The sequence below is a fragment of the Pararhizobium qamdonense genome (assembly GCF_029277445.1).
In the GTDB taxonomy this organism is placed as follows: Bacteria; Pseudomonadota; Alphaproteobacteria; order Rhizobiales; family Rhizobiaceae; genus Pararhizobium; species Pararhizobium qamdonense.
On sequence record NZ_CP119566.1, the window covers coordinates 2,947,936 to 2,969,291 of the forward strand.

A 21,356-nucleotide genomic window follows, 5' to 3' on the forward strand; every position below is an offset into this window, starting at 1 on the left:
CTCCCCGCAAGGGGGAGGGATAAGTTTTTTTAAACCAGCATGCCCATCGGGCTTTCGATGTAGCGCTTGAAGGCGCCGAGCAGTTCGGCTCCGAGCGCGCCATCGACGGCGCGGTGGTCGGTCGAGAGCGTCACGGTCATGACATTGGCAATGACCATCTGGCCCTTCTTGACGACGACGCGTTCCTCGCCGGCACCGATCGCAAGGATCGTCGCATGCGGGGGATTGACGACGGCGGCGAAGTTCTTGACGCCCATCATGCCCATGTTCGATACGGCCGTGGTGCCGCCCTGGAACTCCTCGGGCTTCAGCTTGCGGCTCTTGGCGCGGGCGCCGAGATCCTTCATCTCGTTGGAGATGGCCGACAGGCTCTTCAACTCGGCGCTGCGCACGATCGGCGTGATCAGGCCGCCGGGGATCGACACGGCAACGCCGACATCGGCGTGCTTGTGCTTGACCATGTTGGTCTCGGTCCAGGACACGTTGGCATCCGGAACATCGCGCAGGGCCAAGGCCAGCGCCTTGATGACCATGTCGTTGACCGAGAGCTTATAGGCAGGCTTGCCGTCCCGTTCCGGGGCTGCCGAATTGAGCTGGGCGCGCAGCGCAAGCAGCGCATCCAGTTCGCAATCGACGGACACGTAGAAATGCGGAATGGTCTGCTTGGATTCCTGCAGGCGCTTGGCAATGACCTTGCGCATGCCGTCATGCGGCACGAGCTCGTAGGAGCCTTCAGCGAAGTTCTTCAACACAGCTTCGTCGGATGCGCCCTTGGCCAGCGGCGCCGGAGCCGCAGCGGTTGTGGGTGCTGCAGCGGCGGCCGGAGCAGCCTTTGCGCCACCACCGGGAACGGCGGTTTCCACGTCCTTCTTGATCACGCGGCCATGCGGGCCGGTGCCGGCGACAGCGGAAATATCGATCCCGGCATCCTTGGCCAGACGGCGGGCAAGCGGCGAAGAAAATGTGCGCGTGCCCGGCGCTGCAGGCGCAGATGCCTGTGCGGCGGCCGGAGCCGGAGCAGCGGCAGCCGGTGCGGCCTCCGACTTTGCGGGTGCGGCTTCCGTCTTGGCCGCCTCGGCCTTCCCGGCTTCGGGCTTTGCAGCCGGAGCCGCACCGCCACCGGACGCAGCGGCTGCGACGTCTTCACCGTCGGCCGCGAGGATCGCGATCAAGGCATTGACCTTGACGCCTTCGGTGCCGGCGGCAACGACGAGCTTGGCAACCGTGCCTTCATCGACCGATTCCACTTCCATCGTCGCCTTGTCGGTCTCGATCTCGCAGAGAACGTCGCCGGACGAAACCTTGTCGCCTTCTTTGACCAGCCACTTGGCGAGGTTGCCCTCTTCCATGGTTGGCGAAAGGGCTGGCATGGTGATGTTGATAGGCATCTCTTCACCCTCCCTTATTTGTAGCAGACGGTCTTTACCGCCTGGACGACTTCGCCGACATTCGGCAGGGCCAGCTTTTCAAGGTTGGCGGCGTAAGGCATGGGCACGTCCTTGCCGGCGATCGTCAGGATCGGCGCGTCGAGATAATCGAAGGCCTGCTGCATGACGCGGGTAGCAATTTCGGTACCGACGGAGGACTGCGGGAAGCCTTCCTCGACGGTGACCAGCCGGCCAGTCTTCTTCACCGATTCGATCACGGCCGGCAGATCCATCGGACGGATCGTGCGCAGGTCGATGATTTCGACGTCGATGCCTTCCTTTTCCAGTTCCGCCGCAGCCTTGACCGCATAGGTCATGCCGATGCCGAAGGACACGATGGTCGCGTCCTTGCCCACGCGATGAATCCGTGCCTTGCCGATCGGCAGCACGAAATCGTCGATCTTCGGCACGTCGAACGAATGACCGTAGAGGATTTCGTTTTCGAGGAAGATCACCGGGTTCGGATCGCGGATTGCCGCCTTCAACAGGCCTTTGGCATCGGCTGCCGTATAGGGCATGATGACCTTAAGGCCCGGAATGTGGCTGTACCAGGCGGCATAGCATTGCGAATGCTGGGCGCCGACGCGGGCGGCGGCACCGGACGGGCCACGGAACACCATCGGGGCACCCATCTGCCCACCGGACATGTAAAGGGTCTTTGCCGCCGAGTTGATGATATGGTCGATCGCCTGCATGGCGAAGTTGAAGGTCATGAATTCGACGATCGGACGCAGGCCCGTCATCGCAGCACCGACGCCGATACCGGCAAAACCATGCTCGGTGATCGGTGTATCGACAACGCGGCGCGGACCGAATTCCTGCAGAAGCCCCTGCGTGATCTTGTAGGCGCCCTGATATTCGGCGACTTCCTCGCCCATGACGAAGACATCTTCGCTGCGGCGCATTTCTTCGGCCATCGCATCGCGAAGCGCTTCGCGCACCGTGGTGGAGACCATTTCGGTACCGGCCGGGATATCCGGATCGGCGGGAATGTCCGCCTTCGGCTGCGCCGGAACAGGGGCAGAAGCGTCGGACTTTGCCGGCGCTTCGGACTGTGCCGGAGCCTCGGTCTTGGCAGGCTCTGCAGCTGCGGCCTTGGGGGCTGCGACATCGCTGGCGCTTTCGCCGTCCTGCAGCAGAACGGCAATCGCCGTGTTGACCTTGACGCCTTCGGTGCCGGCGGCGATCAGGATCTTGCCGATAACGCCTTCATCGACGGCTTCCACTTCCATGGTCGCCTTGTCGGTCTCGATTTCGGCGATCACGTCACCGGAGGTGACCTTGTCACCCTCGTTTTTCAGCCATTTGCTGAGCGTGCCTTCTTCCATCGTCGGGGACAGAGCGGGCATCAGAATTTCGATAGGCATGATGTTTTCCTCGTCCCGGTCTTAAAGCAGAATATCGGTGTAGAGCTCGGATACATCCGGCTCCGGATCGGCCTGGGCAAAATCGGCGCTGTCGGCGACGACGTCGCGAACATCCTTGTCGATCGCCTTCAGCTCGTCCTCGCTCGCCCAGCCGTTGTCCAGCAGGCGCACCCTGACTTTTTCGATCGGGTCGTTCTCGGAGCGCATTTTCTGCACTTCGTCCTTGGAACGGTACTTGGCCGGGTCGGACATCGAATGACCGCGATAGCGATAGGTCTGCATCTCGAGGATCATCGGGCCCTTGCCCGCCCGGCAATATTCGACAGCTTCGTCGCCCGCAGCCTTCACCGCACGCACGTCCATGCCGTCAACCTGGAAGCCGGGAATACCTAGCGCAATGCCGCGCTGCGAGAAATCGTGACCGGCAGAGGCACGCGACACCGAGGTGCCCATGGCGTAGCGGTTGTTCTCGACGATGTAGATCACCGGCAGGTTCCACAGAGCCGCCATGTTGAAGCTCTCGTAGACCTGGCCCTGGTTGGCAGCGCCGTCGCCGAAATAGGCGAGCGAGACATTGTCATTGCCGCGGTAGCGGTTGGCGAATGCCAGACCGGTGCCGAGCGAGACCTGCGCGCCGACAATGCCGTGGCCGCCGTAAAAATTCTTTTCCTTGGAGAACATGTGCATCGAGCCACCCTTGCCGCGGGAAAGCCCGCTGCGGCGGCCTGTAAGCTCGGCCATGACGCCGCGCGCACTCATGCCGCAGGCCAGCATATGGCCGTGGTCACGGTAGGCGGTGATGACCTGATCGCCATCCTTCAGCGCCATCTGCATGCCGACAACGACTGCTTCCTGGCCGATATAAAGATGACAGAAACCGCCGATAAAGCCCATGCCATAGAGCTGGCCGGCCTTTTCCTCAAAACGGCGGATGAGGAGCATTTCGCGGTAGGCCTTCAGGTCGGTATCGCGATCGAACTCGGCGATCGTCCCGTTTGTGAAGTCCTTTTTTGCTGGCTTTGCAGCTGCCTTGCGACTGGAAACGGACGCGGATTTTCGCGGTGCCATTCAATCCTCCCTATGGTTGGCTTTTGCAGTACCATAGGGAAAGAATGCCATCACAGCAATGCCATATTTGCATGGCTTATATTCCTATCAAGTTATTGATATGAATACACTATTTCAAATTAACCTGTTTTCAGTTAATGTGACAAATCAGTGAAAGATAACGATTTCGTCGCTGCGGGACATGTTCAGGCCGAAACGGGCCTTTTCGTCCAGCATGTCGCGTTCGAGCGAACCGTCGCTGAGAAGTGCGACTTCCTTTTCCAGCACCTGGCGCTTGGCAGTCAGCTCGTCCAGCCGCGCCTGACGCTCCAGCCGCTGCCGGTCGAATGTCTCGGTCGCCTTCAGACCAAAATCCCCGTGTATGGAATGATAGCCGAAATAGGAAAGAAAGGCGACCGTGATGAGCGGCATCACAAACCGCCCGAGCTGCCGTTTTTTATGGTGTTTGGTCCACATAGATCATTCCCTGATACGCAATACCAGTGCAGGCTAGCAGCCATTGATTAACCGACCGTTGACCATAACGCAGCCAATGAAAAACCCGCGTCCGTTTCCAGACGCGGGTCTCATCATTTCAAAGCTTGCGCTGATCAGCCGCGCAGGATCGAGCGGCCGGCATATTTTGCCTGCGGGCCGAGCTGTTCTTCGATACGGATCAGCTGGTTGTACTTGGCGAGCCGGTCGGAGCGCGACAGCGAGCCGGTCTTGATCTGTCCGCAATTGGTAGCGACGGCGAGATCGGCGATTGTCGAATCCTCGGTTTCGCCCGAACGGTGCGACATGACGGCGGTGTAGCCGGCCTTGTGTGCGGTTTCAACCGCATCCAGCGTTTCCGACAGCGAACCGATCTGGTTGACCTTGACGAGGATCGAGTTGGCAACGCCCATCTTGATACCGTCGCGCAGGCGCGAGGAATTGGTGACGAACAGATCGTCGCCGACCAGCTGAACCTTCTTGCCGGCGAGATCGGTCAGCGTCTTCCAGCCTTCCCAATCGTCTTCAGCCATACCGTCCTCGATCGAGGCGATCGGGTATTTGGCAGCCAGTTCGGCCAGGTATTCGGCCATCGCGCCCGGCTCGAGCGTGCGGCCCTCGCCTTCCATGACGTATTTGCCATCCTTGAAGAATTCGGTCGAGGCGCAATCGAGACCGAGGAACATGTCTTCGCCCGGCTTGTAGCCAGCCTTTTCGATCGACTTCATGATGAAGTCGAGCGCTTCGGAGGCGCTGTTCAGGCCCGGTGCAAAGCCGCCTTCGTCGCCGACATTGGTGTTGTGGCCCTTGGCCGACAGTTCCTTCTTGAGAACGTGGAAGACTTCCGCGCCCATGCGCACGGCGTCGCGCAGGCTTTCGGCGCCAACCGGCAGGATCATGAATTCCTGGAAGTCGATCGGGTTGTCGGCATGGGCGCCGCCATTGATGATGTTCATCATCGGAACCGGCAGCAGGCGGGCGTTCGGGCCGCCGACATAGCGGAACAGCGGCAGGTTGGAGGCTTCAGCGGCGGCCTTGGCCACAGCCAGCGACACGCCGAGGATGGCGTTGGCGCCAAGGCGCGACTTGTTGGCGGTGCCGTCCAGTTCGATCATCGTAGCGTCGATATGGAGCTGGTCTTCGGCATCCATGCCGCCGATCGCTTCAAAAATTTCGCCGTTGACGGCTTCGACTGCCTTTTCGACACCCTTGCCAAGATAGCGCTTGCCGCCATCACGCAGTTCAACGGCTTCATGCGCGCCGGTCGAAGCGCCCGAGGGAACTGCAGCGCGGCCAAAGCTGCCGTCTTCGAGATGGACGTCGACTTCGACTGTCGGGTTGCCCCGGCTGTCGAGAATTTCGCGGCCGATGATGTCGATGATTGCAGTCATGATCTCTTCCCTGCTTCAAACATGGTGGTGGAGGATGGCCCTGTCATAATTCATGGACCGGAAATTACAATGGCGGGGCCAGCGCAATTGCGGCCTGGCACCCCGCCGTCAAGAAAAATTCACACAGCTGGCGCTGAGCGTTTGGTGACCGCGTCGAAGGCCAGCAGCGTCTCCAGCAAGCGCGGCATGTCCTTCAGATAGACCATGTTCGGACCGTCGGACGGCGAGTTGTCGGGATCCTCATGGGTCTCGATGAAGACGCCGGCAACGCCGACAGCAACCGCTGCCCGCGCGAGCGTCTCAACGAATTCGCGCTGTCCTCCCGACGATCCGCCCTGCCCGCCCGGCTGCTGCACGGAATGGGTCGCGTCAAAGATCACCGGCGCACCAAGGCTCGCCATGATCGGCAACGACCGCATATCGGAAACCAGCGTATTGTAGCCGAAGGAGGCGCCGCGCTCGCACAACAGCACGTTCGGATTGCCGCTTTCGGTGAATTTGGCGAGCACGTTCTTCATGTCCCAGGGGGCGAGGAACTGGCCCTTCTTGACGTTGATCACGCGGCCGGTCTTGGCGGCTGCGACCAGAAGATCGGTCTGGCGCGACAGGAAGGCCGGGATCTGCAGGATATCGACAGTCGGGGCGACCAGCGCGCACTGCTCTTCCGTATGGATGTCGGTGATAACCGGAAAGCCATATTCCTTTTTCAGGTCGGCAAAGATTTCCATCGCCTTTTCCAGGCCAATGCCGCGCTTGCCGGAGATCGATGTGCGGTTGGCCTTGTCGAAGGATGATTTGTAGACATAGCCAAGGCCGAGCGACTTGCAGAGTTCAACCATCGTACCGGCAATCATGAAGGCGTGGTCGCGGCTCTCCATCTGGCAGGGACCAGCGATCAGCGACAGTTTTTGCGTGTTGGAAAACACCACCTGATTGGCGCCGCTACCGGCAACGACATTTGCATTGGTCTGCATGATTATTCTCCGAATGCGAAAATGACACCCTGCCCCGGCGCTTCCGGGACGATCAGGCGATTATCTTTTTTGATGAAGGTGACGGCGTTGGCTGCGAAAAGCCGCTCGGTTACCGCCAGATCGGCAACCTTGAAGACGATGGCGCGGCCGCGCAGGCCGCGCGAATGGCCAGTCGTCTTCTTGTCGAAAAAGCCCGTCATGCCCGCCGGGTTGAGGACGGAAATCTTGATGCCGTTGCGCGTTTCGATATCCATGCCGAAGGAATGCGCCGCGACTTCGCGCTCATCGCTCACTTCCTGCAGGATATACTGGAAATCGGTCGGGTTTGGTTCCGACAGGACGACCTCCGCCATGCCGGTTACACCATTTCCATGGGTTTCCAGAGCGGAACGGTCAGACGGCAGCGGTTGAACGCGCTGACAGCTGAAAAAGAAGAAATCCGGTGCGCGCAGGTCAGCGGCAAAGGCGAGGCGAAAACTGCCGACGGCCTCAGAGCCGTCCGGAAGCGTCATCGGCCGGGAAAATTCCAGCATGCCGCCGGCAGAAATGCCGTTTTCCTGGAAACGGGCCTGGTCGGCGATCGCGTCGCCGGTGGAGACCACGATTGCGGAGAACCCATCCTGGCCACGGCGAAACCGGTAGGCCTGATCCCGGGCGATGAAGATATTGCCGGCAAGCGCTGCTGCCTCGCATTCTTCGCGCTGGGCGATGCCGAGCGGCTCGAGATAGGTCTTGTCGGCGAAGAAGACGCAGGCATTCTCGGTGCCGAAGGGATGAAGCGCATCGGCAGCCACGGTAAAGCCCAGTTGCTCATAGCGATTCCTCGCCGTTGCCAGATCGATGACCGGCAGGACCAGATGGTCGAGCAGACGGGGTGTACGGGAGGCAGCGCTCATGAATGTCCCTGAAACTGGTCGTTGGCTGGTGCTTTGCCCGTTTTGACCGCCAATTTCAAGGAAATGTTGAATCGTCAACCTTGTGTTGAACGCAAACCCATGGCCCGATGCAAATCATCGGGCCATGGGTGGCGCATATCAAAGATTGCTCATGCCACCGTCGATGATCAATTCGCTGCCGACGGTATAGGCCGATTCGTCGGAGGCGAGGAAAACCACGGCCCTGGCAATCTCGCCCGGCGTACCAAATCGGCCGGCCGGGATTTTGGCCGCAGCCATGGCGTCGGTATCGGCGGCCGACATGCCGAGCTTGCCGTAGAGCGGGGTGGCGACCGGACCGGGGCTGACGGCATTGACGCGGATGCCACGGCCGATCAATTCCCCCGACAGCGTCTTGGCAAAGGACAGCAAGGCGGCCTTGGTGAGCGCATAGACGCTGGTATTGGGCATGCCGATATGGGCATTGATCGATGTGTTGAGCACGATCGAGGCCGGATTGGAAAGAACCGGCAACAGCGCCTGGATCAGGAAGAACGGGCCTTTGACGTTGATCGCGACAGAGCGGTCGAAAGCCTCCTCGTCGAACGCTTCGATCGGCCGGAAATCGGCAGCACCGGCATTGACGAACAGGATGTCGAGATGGCCGAAGGCGGATTTGACGGCCTCGACGACGGCTTTTTGCCCGGCAACATCGCCGGCATTGGCCTGTATGAACAGCGCCGTGTCGCCGAGCACGGCACGGGCCGTCTCTATGGTCGCCGGATTGGTGCCGGTGACCGCGACGCGGGCGCCCTCGGCGATGAACTGGCGGGCCGTTTCAAGGCCGATACCGCTGGTGCCGCCGGTGATCAGGGCTGTCTTGTTGAGCAAGCGTGACATGGTGAAAGTCCTTATCGAGACAGGGTTCAGGAGCGGGTGATCGAGGCGCCGCCATCGACAAGCGAGGCCGTGCCGGTGACGAAGGCGGAATCGTCCGAGGCGAGATAAAGCACGGACCGGGCCAATTCTTCCGGCGAGGCAACGCGCTTCAGCGCATGCAGATTGGTGATGAACGACTGCGATTCCGGCGTGTTGTTCATCTCGCGATACATGTCGGTATCGACGGCACCGGGCAGGATCGCATTGACGCGCACGCCCTGCGGACCGAACTCGGCGGCCAAAGCCTGCGTCAGGCCAATCAGGCCGGCCTTCGAGGCAGCATAGGCGGCAACGCCCGGAAAGGCGAAACTGTAGCCGACGAAAGTCGAGGTGAAGATCACCGAGCCCGCGCCATGCTTGACCATCTCTGCGATCTGATGTTTGGCACCGAGAAACGACCCGGTGAGGTTGATGGCGAGCGCATCGTTCCAGCCCTGCTCGGACACGCCGGTGGAAGGACCGGCTTCGCCGAGCGTTCCGGCATTGTTGAAGGCGACGTCGAGGCGGCCGTATGTTTCGACGGCAAGGGCGACGATCGCCTTGGCATAATCTTCCGAGCGGACGTCACCGGCAAGGGCGACAGCATCGCCGCCCGCAGCCTTGATCTCGGCCACAAGCGCGTCAAGCTCGCTCTGGCGGCGGGCGCCGACGACGAGTTTTGCGCCTTCGGCGGCAAACAGCTTTGCCGTGGCGCGGCCAATGCCGGCGCTGGCACCGGTGATGATTGCGACTTTGTTGGACAGGCGTTCCATGATCTTTTCCTCGTGTGGCAGAGCGGGTGAGACGCCGGATGGCCGTCTCTTCATGCCGTTTGCTTGAGGGGAATATGGCTTTATTCTAACGTTCGGATTAGTCTGCAAATCAAGGAACTCGTATCCGGAAAAACCGAACAATGATGAAGCTCGACGGGATTGCCAGTTTTGTCGCCGTTGCCGAAAGCGGCTCGATCAGCGAGGCGGCGCGACGGCTGAGATTGTCGAAGTCCGTGGTCAGCGAGCGGCTTGCCGAACTGGAGCGCAGCTTGGGTGCCGGGCTGTTGCACCGGACCACCCGCAAGCTGACGCTGACAGAGGACGGAACCGCCTTTCTCGAACGCGCCAACCGCATCGTCCAGGAGATCGAAGCGGCGACGTCGGACATGGCGGAACGGCGCGGCACCATTTCCGGCCCCTTGCGCATCTCAGCCCCCGTCACATTCGGCCGGATGCATCTGGGCCCAGCGCTCTATCCTTTTCTGGCTGACCATCCCGATCTGCAACTGACGCTCGATCTCGACGACCGGCGCGTCGATGCGGCCGCCGACGGGTATGATGCGGTGCTGCGCAACGGCCCGATCGCCGATTCAAGGCTGATGGCCTGGCGGCTGGCGCCGAGCCGGCGCGTGCTGGTCGCCTCGCCCGCCTATCTCAAAGACCATGGCAAGCCGGCATCGATCGAGGACCTCGAACAGCATCGCGGCATCTTTTATACCAATCGCGGCGTTGCCGACTGGCGCTTTCCCAGCATCGGCGGCACGGTCATCGTGCGCGGCAAGATGGGGCTTGGCCTCAACAATGGCGACATGCTGCGCGACGCGGCCATTGCCGGCCTTGGCATCGCACTCATTCCGATGTTCGCGGTCGGTGCGCAGGTTGCAGCGGGTGAGCTTGAGACGATCGATATCGGCGTTCAGCCGGAGCTCGAATATATCCACATCGCCCATCCGGACGGACGCCGTCCGTCCGTCAAGCTGCGGGCGCTGGCCGATCACCTGCGGGCGGCATTTGGCAGCCCACCCTATTGGGATCCGGCATTTACACAGTGAGGACTTAAGATCAGTCGCAGGAGCGCAGCTGCTTGGCATAGGCATTGGCGATATTGGCCGAACGCTGGGCGGCCTTCTGCAATTGCGCATTGCCGCGCCAGGCGCCTTTTCGATAGCCAGCATCGCCGAGATAATAGGCCAGATAGAGATTGTAGGCATCGTTGCGGGCGATGCCGTTCTTCCTGCTGTTCTTGTTGTGGTACCAGGCGACGAAATGGATGGCGTCGGAGAATTTCGTGCGCCTTGCCATCACATTGCCGGTCGAGCTCTTGTATTCCGACCAGGTGCCGTTTAGGGCCTGTGAGAAGCCATAGGCGGTGGATTGCCGTTTCCAGGGAATGAAACCCAGCAGCTTTGTGCGGGGCGGACGGGCATTCGGGCGGAAGCCGGATTCAGTGTAGATCGTCGCCATCAGGATCGGCACGGGCACGCCATATTGGCGCTCGGCGTGGTTTGCGGCGCGCTGCCAGTTGTCCAGCCAGCCATCGCGCTGATCAAAAATCGCGCAGGCATTGCGGGTATCCCGGGGTGCACTCGCACAGCCGGCCAGCAGCAGAAGGGCGACGATAAACGCAATACGCATCGCTTCAGATCTCTCACTTTCAGAGAGATTACTAACCGGTAAACGTTAAAGAGACGTTTTTAGGCAAATGGGAACCAACCATTCACCTCCATTTCCGGACGATGCCGCGCGAAAAACTCTGCAATTAACTCTAGAGTTTCAGGGCAAAGATGCGGCCTGACGTTACGTAACCCTCGGCCGCTTCCAGCCGCACGGAGCGCACCGGCTCAAAGCCTTCGATCCGCTTGGTCCCCGCCCAGCGGCCGTGATCGGCAAAGACCTCGATCGAACCTGCATCGAGGAAAATCCGCAAATGCACGGGACGGGCGCCGCGTGCGATATAGCGCGGTTCGGTCACCCCGTCCGGCTGCGCATGCTGGCCCGGCAACGCGTAGAGAATGGACAATCCCTCCGCATCGAGTTGCAGCGCCAGATCGGCATCCGGATGATCGAAATGCAGGACGAAGGAGGCGCCGGGCCAGGAGAGATCCAACAGGATCTCCACCGCCCCGGTTTCGAGCTGCACGGTTTTTCCGGCGGCAAGCCCGGTATCGTCGATGATGCCGCTGCGCAGGCTCTCGACGGCTTCGACCGGTGGCGTCAGGATGGCGCCGTCCTCAAGCCGAAGGTTTCGCGGCAGGGTCATGGCGGTCGGAAAATCGATCGTGTGGGACACATCCGCCCAGTTGGCAAGCCAGCCTATGCCGACGGGCACGCCTGCATCGACAAAGGCCTGGAAAGCATAATTGTCCGTGCCGAAATCGAGTTCCTGCTCGAAATCCGTCATGAAGCGGACGCCGTCAAAATGCCCGACCGCAATCAGCGTCAGGTTCTTGCGCCCGGTATCGGCATGGGTGCTGTTCATCAGGCCGTAGACCAGCGCCCAATGGGTATCTGGATCGTCGGCGGGGCCATCGAGCGGCAGCAGGCACGGGCATTCGATGACGGCGGTGCCGAACCGTTCCTCCAATAGCAGCGTGCCGGCAAAGCGCCAGCCGGCGGCGGCTGTTGGATCGTCGGTCTCGTAGAGAAGGATGACGCCGCCCTGCTGGCTGAGGCTGCCGAGCACCATTTTCCACAGGCCGTCCGGCCCCTTGACCACGTAGGGATCGCGAAAATCGAGCGTCAGGCCGAGACCCACCGGGCGGTTTGCAAGGATGACCTCGGCCTGGCTGGCGGTGATGATATTGTGCGAGGTGGCGGTCAACTGCACTTGAGTCTCCGGCGTCCGGTCGATCACCTGTTCGGTGAAGAAGACGCGGATGCCGCCTTCATCACCCATCGGGATGGCCGACCCGGAAAAGGCTCCGCCCCGCCGGTCCGGACGGGCCGTCAGGTCTTCGGAGGGAAACAGGAAGATCGGCATGTGATGCCAGTGAATATAATCCTCCGACACCGCATGTCCCCAATGCATGGTGTTCCAACGAAGGCCGTGGGAATAATGCTGGTAGAAGAGATGCGGACGGCCGGCAAAACGGCCAAAGCCATTGGGGTCATTCATCCAGCCGAAGGGCGGGCGGAAATGATAGCCGTGCGGCACGGGGGCCGGCGCGTTGGCGGCGCTGGTGTGCATCACGGTAATGCCCTTTTCCACCACTTCCGCCGCATTGAAGAAATAGGCAACGGAGACGGCTGTCGTCTTTGTGTCGTAGACGCAGGAGAGCGCGCCGCCGCTGCTGGCAACGAAGGTACGGAAGACATATTCCTCGGCATTGCTGACGGATACCTCGCCGATCTTGTCGCCACCGAGCATGAAGGCCATTGTGCCCGGCGCGTCCGGCGTCACGGCTTTGAGCCAGACATGCAGCGTCGCGCTGAGCGGGACGTCGGCCTGCAGGACCTTCAGGGTTTCCGTGGTGATTGCATCCGCCATGTCCGATTTTCCTTCCTTCAGCGCGCAGCAGCCTTCCGATCGAAGAGCCGGGGCACGCCTTTCTCAAAGCCATGTCTGCGACCTAGTGCCGAAGTGCCGGATGTAAAGAAGAATATCTGAAGCGGAGCCGTCTATGCCGGCCGCACCAGAAGCCCCGTGGCCAGCGACTGGAATGCTTCGACAGCCTTGGGCAGAACATCCTGCGGATCGTCACTGGCGGCGATCCAGAGGGCTGCATTGAGGGCTGCGCCACTGAGAAGGCGGGCGGCGGCTTCGGCATCGACCGGTTTCAGAACTTCTTGTGAAATCAAACGCTCGACCGTTCGCAGGGTCGCCTGAAGACAACTGCTTTGACTTGGCCATTGCGATGGATCGCCCAGGACCGCCGGTCCGTCGCGCAAGACGATACGTTGCACCTCAGGGTCCAGCGCCATCTCGATATAGGCCACACCTTCGGCCATCAAGCACTGCCAATCGTCCCCTGCTCCCGCCCCGATCTCTTGCGCGCGCAACGCCATTTCCGAATCGATCTGATCGACAACCGCCGCCAGAAGCCCGCGTTTATCCCCGAAATTATGATAGAGAGCGCCCCGCGTCAGGCCGACGTCTGCGGTCAAATCGTCCATCGAAGCGGCTGAATACCCCTTGTCCGCAAACGCCTTGCGCGCGGCTGCAATCAGCTTGACGCGATTTTCTTCCATCATCTCAAGGCGCCGGTTGGCCATCTCATCCCCGAATTCGTATACGGTTCGTATATTAAATTGACATGCGCCATGCATGCTGCTACTTCATATACGCACCGTATACGAAATAGCCTGAGCTGTGAAGCAGAAAACTCTGCTCATGAAATACGGCCCCACACCCATTATGAGAGATGAAAATGACTGAACGCCAAGCAATCTTCCCGCCGGACAAACATGCACTCTATGAGGCGCATGGCTATTCGGCGGCCATTCGATCCGGCGACCTGCTGTTTGTGTCCGGCCAGGTCGGCAGCCGCACGGACGGCACGCCTGAGCCTGACTTTGAACAACAGGTCCGGCTGGCCTTTAAAAATCTTGAGGCCACTCTCAGTGCTGCCGGCTGCACATTCGACGATCTCGTCGATGTGACGTCGTTCCACACGGACCCCGAAAACCAGTTCCCAACCATCATGGCCGTCAAGCAAGAGGTTTTCAGCAAACAACCTTACCCGAACTGGACGGCCATCGGCGTCACCTGGCTCTCGGGCTTCGACTTCGAGATCAAGGTTATCGCGCGCATCCCTGCCGGCGCGTGAATTTCACGTCGGCGAAACTCTTTCCTACGCGAAAAGAGCGGGAAGCCGTTCGCCCTTCTATCCTCGCCACGCTTGTGGCGGGGGTGGCCCAGAAGTCAGGTCGCGTCCACCATTGCCAGCTGTCATGATAAACGCAGCTTGTAGCCGATATGGCTGGGTTCGAAACCCAGACGGTCATAGAAACGATGTGCATCGGGCCGCAGCTTATCAGTCGTCAACTGCATCAGGGCGCATCCGTGCGAACGGCTATAATCGATCGCCCATTTGAACATCGCCTCACCGATCTTTTCGCTGCGTCTCGACCGGGAAACGCGAACAGCTTCGATTTGAGCCCGCTTGCTTCCGCCGCGAGACAATCCGGGGATGAAGGTCAGCTGAAACGTGCCAACGGCCTCACGTCCGTCCTCCACGATGCAAAGGAATTGATTGGGATCCGCGTCTACCTGCGAAAAAGCTTCGCGATACCGGTCCGCATCCTCTGGCCGGATCGTTTCCCGCGACGCGCCCAAAACGTCATCGGCAAGCAGGCCGACGATCGCTGGCAGATCGGCCTCGGCTGCCTTGCGAAAGGTGAGCTGCTGCAAGTCCCACATCCTCCAGTTCAGCGCGTGCGGATAAGATCGAATCAGCACGCAAGAGACCGGAAACAGACCACAAAAAACCCGCCAGCAACAATCTGCTGCAAGCGGTCCTAAAATGCGTCAATATCAATCAGCGGCCCGTGCGATGACCGGCCTCCGCGATTAAACCAGCCGGCTTTGTTCGACGGCCGCTTCGATGAAGCTGGCGAACAGCGGGTGCGGGTCGAGCGGGCGGCTTTTCAGTTCCGGGTGGTACTGGACGCCAATGAACCACGGGTGATCGGGGTATTCGACCGTTTCAGGCAGCACGCCGTCCGGGGACATGCCGGAGAAATCAAGGCCGCAGGCTTCCAGCCGGTCCTTGTAGTCGACATTGACCTCGTAGCGGTGGCGGTGACGCTCGGAAATATCGGTCGAGCCGTAGATATCGGCAATCTTGGTGCCCTTCTTCAGGCTCGCCTTATAGGCGCCGAGACGCATGGTGCCGCCGAGATCGCCCGACGCTGCGCGCTTCTCCAGCGCATTGCCCTTCACCCATTCCGTCATCAGGCCGACGACAGGCTCCTCGGTCTTGCCGAATTCGGTCGAGGAGGCCTTTTCGATGCCGGCGAGATTGCGGGCCGCTTCGACCACCGCCATCTGCATGCCGAAGCAGATGCCGAAATAGGGCACCTTGCGTTCACGGGCAAAGCGCACCGCCTGGATCTTGCCTTCGGAGCCGCGTTCGCCAAAACCGCCGGGAACGAGAATGCCGTTGACCTTTTCGAGATAGGGCGACGGGTCTTCCTTCTCGAAGACCTCCGATTCGATCCACTCGAGCTTGACCTTGATGCGGTTGGCGATGCCACCGTGGTAGAGCGCCTCGATCAGCGACTTGTAGGCATCTTTCAGGCCCGTATACTTGCCGACGATGGCGATGGTGACCTCGCCTTCCGGGGTGCGGATGCGATTGGCGACTTCAAGCCAGTTTTCAATGCGCGGTGCCGGTGCCGGCTCGATGCCGAAGGCTGCGAGCACCTCGTTGTCGAGGCCTTCGCGGTGATAGGCGATCGGAACGTCATAGATCGACGCGACATCCAGCGCCTGGATAACGGCAGACGGGCGCACATTGCAAAATAGCGACAGCTTGCGGCGTTCGGCCTCCGGGATTTCACGGTCGGCGCGCACCAGCAGGATATCGGGATGAATGCCGAGTGCCTGCAGTTCCTTGACGGAATGCTGGGTCGGCTTGGTCTTCAGCTCACCTGCAGCTGCGATATAGGGCATCAGCGTCAGGTGAAGATAGATCGCGGTGCCACGCGGAAGATCGTTCTTCAGCTGGCGGATCGCCTCCATGAACGGCATTGCCTCGATATCGCCGACGGTGCCGCCGATTTCGCAGATGACGAAATCGAAATCGTCATTGCCTTCGGTGACGAAATTCTTGATCTCGTTGGTGACGTGCGGAATGACCTGAACGGTGGCGCCGAGATAATCGCCGCGGCGTTCCTTGTCGATGATGTTCTTGTAGATGCGGCCGGTGGTGATGTTGTCGGTCTTGGTCGCCGAGCGGCCGGTAAAGCGCTCGTAGTGGCCGAGATCAAGGTCGGTTTCCGCACCATCGTCGGTCACGAATACTTCGCCGTGCTGCGTCGGGCTCATGGTGCCCGGATCGACATTGAGATAGGGGTCAAGTTTGCGAAGCCGCACCCGGTAGCCCCGGGCCTGCAGCAACGCTCCGAGAGCAGCTGCGGCTATCCCTTTGCCAAGGGAAGAAACCACGCCGCCAGTGATGAATACATATCGCGCCATGGGCTTCACCGGATACCGTTTCAAAAATGATTCCGCCACCGAAAAATTCATCTTCCAGAATTTTTTCGTTCAAAAGGTTCGGATGGCAAAATTCACACAAAAGAAAACCGGCGGAAGACTGGCTTCCGCCGGCGATTATATCTGTTTTGAGCCTTACTGGCCGCTTGGGACGTCCGAACCGGATGTGGCCGGCTTTGTCTCGGTCGCTGCAGGCGTCTGCGTTGCAGGCGTCTGGGTGGTCGCGGGTGTGTCAGCCGTTGCAGGCGTCTGCGTGGTGGTCGCAGGCGTCTGAGTGTTCGCGCCAGACTGTGCTGGTGTCTGCGTCTGGTTCTGCGCAGGCGTCCCGCCAGCCGGCGGCGTCGTGCCGCCGCCGAGCGAATCAAGCACGCCATTGCCGTTGTTGGTCGTGCCCGGGATGCGATCGAGGACGTCGGTGGCGTTCGGCTGGTAACGGGCGAGGATGCCCATGCCGAGTGCCAGCACGAAGAACAGGGCGGCAAGGATCGCAGTGGTGCGGGTCAGCGCATTGGCCGTGCCGCGTGCGGACATGAAGCCCGAGCCGCCGCCGATGCCCAGGCCGCCGCCTTCGGAGCGCTGAATGAGCACGACGCCGATCAGCGCCAGCACAACCATGAGATAGATGACAAGCAATACGGTCTGCATTTTGTCCAGTCCTGCCTTAGATCACGGTCCGTCCGGCTGATGGCAGCCAAGGGATGGAGACGCGATCGGGTGATCGTCCGGCGTGGGAGACGCAGCGAATTTGCCAAGGCAAGTTTCGACGTCCGCTCCAAGCGGCAAAGATTAGTGTTGGCGGCTGCATATACCAAGCCACCGCGCATTAAAAGCCCCTGCCCGTCTTAATACCAAGGATCGGCGGACAGAAGCGTAGAGGACGGCATGGTGCCGGTCCGCCAGCAATCAGGCCGTCAGTTCTTCATACGCCCGGTAGATGGCGAGGAAGTCGTCGGCTTTCAAGCTTGCGCCGCCAATCAGGGCGCCATCGACATTGGCAACACCCATCAATTCCTTCGCATTGCCCGGCTTGACCGAACCGCCATAGAGAATGCGCATCTTCGCGCCGGCCGGGCCGAAGCGTGCGACGAGCTCTGAGCGCTGGAAAGCGTGGGCTTCCTCGACATCGGCAGCGGTCGGCGTCAGGCCTGTGCCGATCGCCCAGACGGGTTCATAGGCGATGACAGTATTTTCAGCGGTTGCGGTCTCCGGGATGGAGCCTGCAAGCTGGCGCTTGAGCACATCCAGCGTCTGGCCGGCCTTGCGCTCGTCGCCGGTCTCGCCGATACAGATGATGGCAATGAGCTCGGCGGCATAGGCAGCCTCAGCCTTCGCGCGGACCACGGCGTCGGTTTCCTTGTGATCGGTGCGGCGCTCGGAATGACCGACGATCACGTGGGTGCCGAAGCAATCGGCGATCATTTCGGCGGAGACATCGCCGGTATGGGCGCCGGAGACCTTTTCATGGCAATCCTGTGCGCCGATCAGAAGCGGGCTGTCGTCGCAGAGTGCGGTTGCCACATAAAGCAAGGTTGCGGGCGGGCATATGAGGGTTTCGACCTTATCGGACAAGTCTCCCTTGACGCCTTCCGCCATCGCCTTGATCTGATCGAGCGACGCGCGCAGACCATTCATCTTCCAGTTTCCGGCAACCAGCGGTTTCACGTCGGGCGTCATATCGTCTCCTTCAAGGCTAAGTCCTTTTCCCGGCAAAGGCCCTAGCAAATAAGCCGGGCAAAGAAAAGCACGGTGACGAAGAGGACGCGCGGATTGCCCGCTTGTCATGCGGGGTTCTTCGGGAGGCAGCTTCCCCGCTCAGATCGGTACGGACCTCGTGGAATCAACAAGGACACGGCGCATGCGGCGCCGTGCCCTCTTTTCATTCTGCCGGATTTTCCAGTGGCAATCAGCCGATCTGGCTGCCGACGAAATCCTTGACGATGCGGATGATGCCGCGGCCCAAAAGGTCATCGAGCGCATCGCAGAGATGATCGACATGCTGGCGCTCGCAGATCAGCGGTGGCAGCAGGCGGATGACGTTGCGGTTATATTCGGTGAAGGCCACCAGCGTATCGTAGTCACGCAGCAGAAGCGCACCGATGAAACCTGACAACGATCCCTTCAGCTTGTCATCCAGCACCGCAACCACCGGCCGCAGAACCATCGGGAGCGTCTGGCTGAAATCCTGGAATTCGAGACCGACCATCAGGCCCTGCCCGCGCACATCCTTGATGATCTTCGGATACTTGTCCTTCAGCGCGGTCAGGCGCTCAAGCAGGTACTCGCCCTGCACAGCGGCATTCTCGATCAGATCCTCGTCGTAAAGTACATTCAAGGTCTCGATAGCCGTGATGCAGGCCTCGCCGATACCGCCGAACGTGGCATGGGCGTGGATCATCGCCGTCTTCGGCGTCCCATAGGCTTTCATATAGATTTCGCGGCGGGCGATCATGGCAGCCATGGCCGTCTTGCCGCCTCCGAGCGACTTGGCGACCGCCGTGATATCAGGCACGACGTTGGCATATTCGAAGGCGAAGAAGCGGCCCGAGCGGCCGACGCCGCACTGCACCTCATCGGCCACCCAGATGACGCCATGCTTGTTGCAGAGCGCGCGAACCTCCTGCCAGAACTCCGGCGGTGCGATGTTGATGCCGCCACCACCCTGAATGGTTTCCAGCACCAGAACGCCGATCGTCGGATCGCTCTCGAAAGCGTGGCGGATCGCGTCGATCTCCCCGAACGGAATCTTGACGTTGTTGTCGAGCAACTTGAAATCGCCGCGATACAGCGGACCGTCGGTGATCGACAGCACGCCGCGCGTCTTGCCGTGGAAGGAGTTCTCGGCATAAACGACACGCGGCCGCTTCGGGCCGGCGACGCGTTCGGCCAGCTTGATGGCAGCTTCCATGGCCTCCGAGCCGGAGGAGCCGAGGAACACCATGTCAAGGTCGCCAGGGGCAATCGCAGCGAGGTTCTTGGCGAGAGCCGCCGCATATTGCGACATGAAGGCGATGGCGATCTCGTGGCGGTTTTCGTCCTGGAACTGCTTTCGCGCGGATATCAGGCGCTGATGGTTATGGCCGAGCGCCAGCGAACCGAAACCGCCGAAAAAGTCGAGAATCTTCCGGCCATTCTGATCGACATAATACATGCCCTCGGCCGTTTCGATCTTGATCTTGTTGAAACCAAGCAGTTTCATGAAATGCAGCTGACCCGGGTTCAGGTGATCCTTGAACAGAGCAGTCATATCGGCGACGCTCATATCCTTGGCCTGTGCAACTGTCAGCAGGTCGGGCTTGTTGATACCGCCGGAAAGAGCGGGTGCGTCGATGGCGACACGTTGCGTTTTGTCGAGCATTGTCGTGATCCCCTGGTTCATTCGGCCGGTACGGCGGATGTGTGTGCGAAAGCCTTGCCGGCCTTCTTGGCGCGATATTCGTCGTAGGCCGCGATCAGCATGTCGCCGTCATTGTACTCGGCCTTCCAGCCCAGCTCCTTCTTGAGCTTGCCGGTTTCGCGGATGCACATTTCGTCGGCGATCAGATACTGTTCCGGGTCCATGATCGGCAGGTTGACGAAATCGAAGGCGGCGAGCGTCGCCTTGACCGCAAAGGCGGGCGTCGGCAGCAGGAACGATTTCGATCCGGCATGGACGATCAGGTCGCCCAGCAGCTTCTTCACCGACGGCGGATTGTCGGAGCCGAGATTGTAAGCCTCGTTCGGCACGCCGCCCTTCCAGGCAAGACGCGCAGCCTCGGCGCAATCGAAAACCGAGATGAACTGGTAGGGGTTCTTGCCCGAGCCGATCATCGGCACCGGCAGATTGGCGTCGATCAGCTTGAACAGTTTTTCCAGAATACCGAGACGGCCGGGGCCGATAATGAGGCGCGGGCGGAAAATCGAGATATTCATGCCCTGCTTGCGCCATTCGGCGGCGAGCTGCTCGGTTGCCCATTTCGACTTGCCGTATTCGCCCAGCGGTTTTGCCGGATGCGCCTCGGTCTGCGGCGACATGATCGTGTGGCCGTAGATCATGTCGGTGGTGAACTGCACCATCCGGTTGGCGCCGGACTTTGCCGTCGCCTTCATGATGTTTTCAGCGCCGTAATAATTGACCGGCCAGAAGAACTGCCAGCGCTTGGAGCGCACCTGCAACGGCGACAGCATCTTGGCCGCCATGTTGTAAACCATGTCGTCCGGGCCGATCTCGACCTTCATCACGTCGTCCGCATTGGTCACGTCGCAATGGACGAAACGGGCACGGGCGTAATGCGGCAGGTCGGACTTGGCGATATCGGCGACGAGGACCTCTTCACCGTCCTGGACCAGACGTTCTGCGAGATGGCGGCCGACGAAGCCGTCACCGCCGAAAATGATATGTTTCATGATGCGCTCCCGATTTTTGCTGTTTTGGCGCCCGCAGCTTCAAGCGATGACTGGTCTTCATGCGAAGACATACCTGCCCCTGACAGGCCGGATTGGGCAATGAGAATGGTTCCGACGCAGATGAAGCCGATGCCGGCGATGCGCCAGGCGTTCAGATCCTCGTGGAAGACGAAATAGGCAAAGACGGCCACCGCCACATAGGCAAGGCTGAGAAATGGATAGGCGAAGGAAAGTTCCACCTTCGACAGGACGTAAAGATGCGACACCATCGAAATGACGAATGTGGCAAGTCCGGCGAAGACCCAGGGGTTGAACACCACCTGGAAAATACGGGCAATGAAAGTATCAGCCGTGAAGCTCAACGGTCCCAGCGACAGCATGCCCTGTTTCAGCAGGACTTGTGCGGCAGCGTTGGTCAGTACGGTGAAGAGAATGAATACGATATACTTCATGTCGATGTCCCCTGTTCCCGTCCGGATACTTACAGCTAAGAGCCGTATATTCCGTGAAATTCGGGCGTTTATTTAATTCAAATTGTTCCTATTCCCAT

21 protein-coding genes are annotated in these 21,356 nt (G+C 60.3%); 2 read left to right on the forward strand and 19 right to left on the reverse strand.

Going from position 1 to position 21,356, the window contains the following annotated elements:
* Nucleotides 1-29: 29 nt before the first annotated feature.
* The 9 genes from PYR65_RS14270 to PYR65_RS14310 all read right to left on the reverse strand — a co-directional run bounded on the left by PYR65_RS14270 (nucleotide 30) and on the right by PYR65_RS14310 (nucleotide 9,267).
* On the reverse strand, nucleotides 30-1,388 hold the full coding sequence (locus PYR65_RS14270; protein WP_276118473.1) for a pyruvate dehydrogenase complex dihydrolipoamide acetyltransferase: 1,359 nt from the start codon (nucleotides 1,386-1,388) through the stop codon (nucleotides 30-32).
* Between the two features lie 14 nt (nucleotides 1,389-1,402).
* Complete coding sequence (locus PYR65_RS14275) at nucleotides 1,403-2,794, reverse strand: pyruvate dehydrogenase complex E1 component subunit beta (RefSeq protein WP_276118474.1); 1,392 nt, start codon at nucleotides 2,792-2,794, stop codon at nucleotides 1,403-1,405.
* A 21-nt stretch (nucleotides 2,795-2,815) separates the two neighbouring features.
* Nucleotides 2,816-3,862: a pyruvate dehydrogenase (acetyl-transferring) E1 component subunit alpha gene (gene pdhA, locus PYR65_RS14280; protein WP_060638319.1), complete on the reverse strand. Its 1,047-nt coding sequence runs from the start codon at nucleotides 3,860-3,862 to the stop codon at nucleotides 2,816-2,818.
* A 147-nt stretch (nucleotides 3,863-4,009) separates the two neighbouring features.
* On the reverse strand, nucleotides 4,010-4,318 hold the full coding sequence (locus tag PYR65_RS14285) for an FtsB family cell division protein (protein ID WP_060638320.1): 309 nt from the start codon (nucleotides 4,316-4,318) through the stop codon (nucleotides 4,010-4,012).
* A 134-nt stretch (nucleotides 4,319-4,452) separates the two neighbouring features.
* On the reverse strand, nucleotides 4,453-5,727 hold the full coding sequence (gene eno / locus PYR65_RS14290; RefSeq protein ID WP_276118475.1) for a phosphopyruvate hydratase: 1,275 nt from the start codon (nucleotides 5,725-5,727) through the stop codon (nucleotides 4,453-4,455).
* Nucleotides 5,728-5,846: 119 nt separating this feature from the next.
* On the reverse strand, nucleotides 5,847-6,701 hold the full coding sequence (gene kdsA, locus PYR65_RS14295; RefSeq protein WP_276118476.1) for a 3-deoxy-8-phosphooctulonate synthase: 855 nt from the start codon (nucleotides 6,699-6,701) through the stop codon (nucleotides 5,847-5,849).
* 2 nt (nucleotides 6,702-6,703) lie between these two features.
* Complete coding sequence (locus PYR65_RS14300) at nucleotides 6,704-7,597, reverse strand: VOC family protein (RefSeq protein WP_276118477.1); 894 nt, start codon at nucleotides 7,595-7,597, stop codon at nucleotides 6,704-6,706.
* A gap of 138 nt (nucleotides 7,598-7,735) precedes the next feature.
* Nucleotides 7,736-8,476 carry an SDR family oxidoreductase gene (locus PYR65_RS14305; RefSeq protein ID WP_276118478.1) on the reverse strand — a complete coding sequence of 247 codons (741 nt, stop codon included), beginning with the start codon at nucleotides 8,474-8,476 and terminating at the stop codon, nucleotides 7,736-7,738.
* Between the two features lie 26 nt (nucleotides 8,477-8,502).
* Nucleotides 8,503-9,267: an SDR family oxidoreductase gene (locus tag PYR65_RS14310; protein WP_276118479.1), complete on the reverse strand. Its 765-nt coding sequence runs from the start codon at nucleotides 9,265-9,267 to the stop codon at nucleotides 8,503-8,505.
* A gap of 140 nt (nucleotides 9,268-9,407) precedes the next feature.
* Between PYR65_RS14310 and PYR65_RS14315 the strand changes: the two genes are divergently transcribed.
* Nucleotides 9,408-10,319 (forward strand): LysR family transcriptional regulator, encoded by a 912-nt coding sequence (locus PYR65_RS14315; RefSeq protein WP_060638326.1) that lies wholly within the window; start codon nucleotides 9,408-9,410, stop codon nucleotides 10,317-10,319.
* A gap of 10 nt (nucleotides 10,320-10,329) precedes the next feature.
* Here the strand turns inward: PYR65_RS14315 and PYR65_RS14320 are convergent, their stop codons facing one another.
* The 3 genes from PYR65_RS14320 to PYR65_RS14330 all read right to left on the reverse strand — a co-directional run bounded on the left by PYR65_RS14320 (nucleotide 10,330) and on the right by PYR65_RS14330 (nucleotide 13,479).
* The gene (locus PYR65_RS14320; protein WP_276118480.1) at nucleotides 10,330-10,902 is read right to left on the reverse strand and encodes a transglycosylase SLT domain-containing protein; all 573 of its coding nucleotides are present in this window, start codon (nucleotides 10,900-10,902) and stop codon (nucleotides 10,330-10,332) included.
* Nucleotides 10,903-11,032: 130 nt separating this feature from the next.
* On the reverse strand, nucleotides 11,033-12,754 hold the full coding sequence (locus PYR65_RS14325) for a GH32 C-terminal domain-containing protein (RefSeq protein WP_276118481.1): 1,722 nt from the start codon (nucleotides 12,752-12,754) through the stop codon (nucleotides 11,033-11,035).
* Nucleotides 12,755-12,885: 131 nt separating this feature from the next.
* A complete protein-coding gene (locus PYR65_RS14330; protein WP_276118482.1) occupies nucleotides 12,886-13,479 on the reverse strand; it encodes a TetR/AcrR family transcriptional regulator in 594 nt (197 codons plus the stop codon).
* A 155-nt stretch (nucleotides 13,480-13,634) separates the two neighbouring features.
* Between PYR65_RS14330 and PYR65_RS14335 the strand changes: the two genes are divergently transcribed.
* Nucleotides 13,635-14,033: a RidA family protein gene (locus tag PYR65_RS14335; RefSeq protein WP_060638408.1), complete on the forward strand. Its 399-nt coding sequence runs from the start codon at nucleotides 13,635-13,637 to the stop codon at nucleotides 14,031-14,033.
* A gap of 122 nt (nucleotides 14,034-14,155) precedes the next feature.
* On the opposite strand, the gene PYR65_RS14340 is transcribed toward PYR65_RS14335, so the two are convergent.
* The 7 genes from PYR65_RS14340 to PYR65_RS14370 form a co-directional block, all read right to left on the reverse strand.
* On the reverse strand, nucleotides 14,156-14,626 hold the full coding sequence (locus PYR65_RS14340) for a GNAT family N-acetyltransferase (RefSeq protein WP_276121063.1): 471 nt from the start codon (nucleotides 14,624-14,626) through the stop codon (nucleotides 14,156-14,158).
* A 150-nt stretch (nucleotides 14,627-14,776) separates the two neighbouring features.
* Nucleotides 14,777-16,414, reverse strand: coding sequence for a CTP synthase (locus PYR65_RS14345; RefSeq protein ID WP_060638409.1), 1,638 nt, complete (start codon nucleotides 16,412-16,414; stop codon nucleotides 14,777-14,779).
* 144 nt (nucleotides 16,415-16,558) lie between these two features.
* Complete coding sequence (secG, locus tag PYR65_RS14350; protein ID WP_276118483.1) at nucleotides 16,559-17,068, reverse strand: preprotein translocase subunit SecG; 510 nt, start codon at nucleotides 17,066-17,068, stop codon at nucleotides 16,559-16,561.
* Nucleotides 17,069-17,326: 258 nt separating this feature from the next.
* The gene (tpiA, locus tag PYR65_RS14355; RefSeq protein WP_276118484.1) at nucleotides 17,327-18,097 is read right to left on the reverse strand and encodes a triose-phosphate isomerase; all 771 of its coding nucleotides are present in this window, start codon (nucleotides 18,095-18,097) and stop codon (nucleotides 17,327-17,329) included.
* A 229-nt stretch (nucleotides 18,098-18,326) separates the two neighbouring features.
* Nucleotides 18,327-19,778: an aspartate aminotransferase family protein gene (locus PYR65_RS14360; RefSeq protein ID WP_156383156.1), complete on the reverse strand. Its 1,452-nt coding sequence runs from the start codon at nucleotides 19,776-19,778 to the stop codon at nucleotides 18,327-18,329.
* A 17-nt stretch (nucleotides 19,779-19,795) separates the two neighbouring features.
* Nucleotides 19,796-20,806, reverse strand: a complete 1,011-nt coding sequence (locus PYR65_RS14365; protein ID WP_276118485.1) for an NAD-dependent epimerase/dehydratase family protein — start codon at nucleotides 20,804-20,806, stop codon at nucleotides 19,796-19,798.
* Nucleotides 20,803-21,258, reverse strand: coding sequence for an EamA family transporter (locus PYR65_RS14370; RefSeq protein WP_276118486.1), 456 nt, complete (start codon nucleotides 21,256-21,258; stop codon nucleotides 20,803-20,805). The genes PYR65_RS14365 and PYR65_RS14370 overlap by 4 nt, the downstream gene beginning before the upstream one ends.
* Between the last annotated feature and the right edge of the window lie 98 nt (nucleotides 21,259-21,356).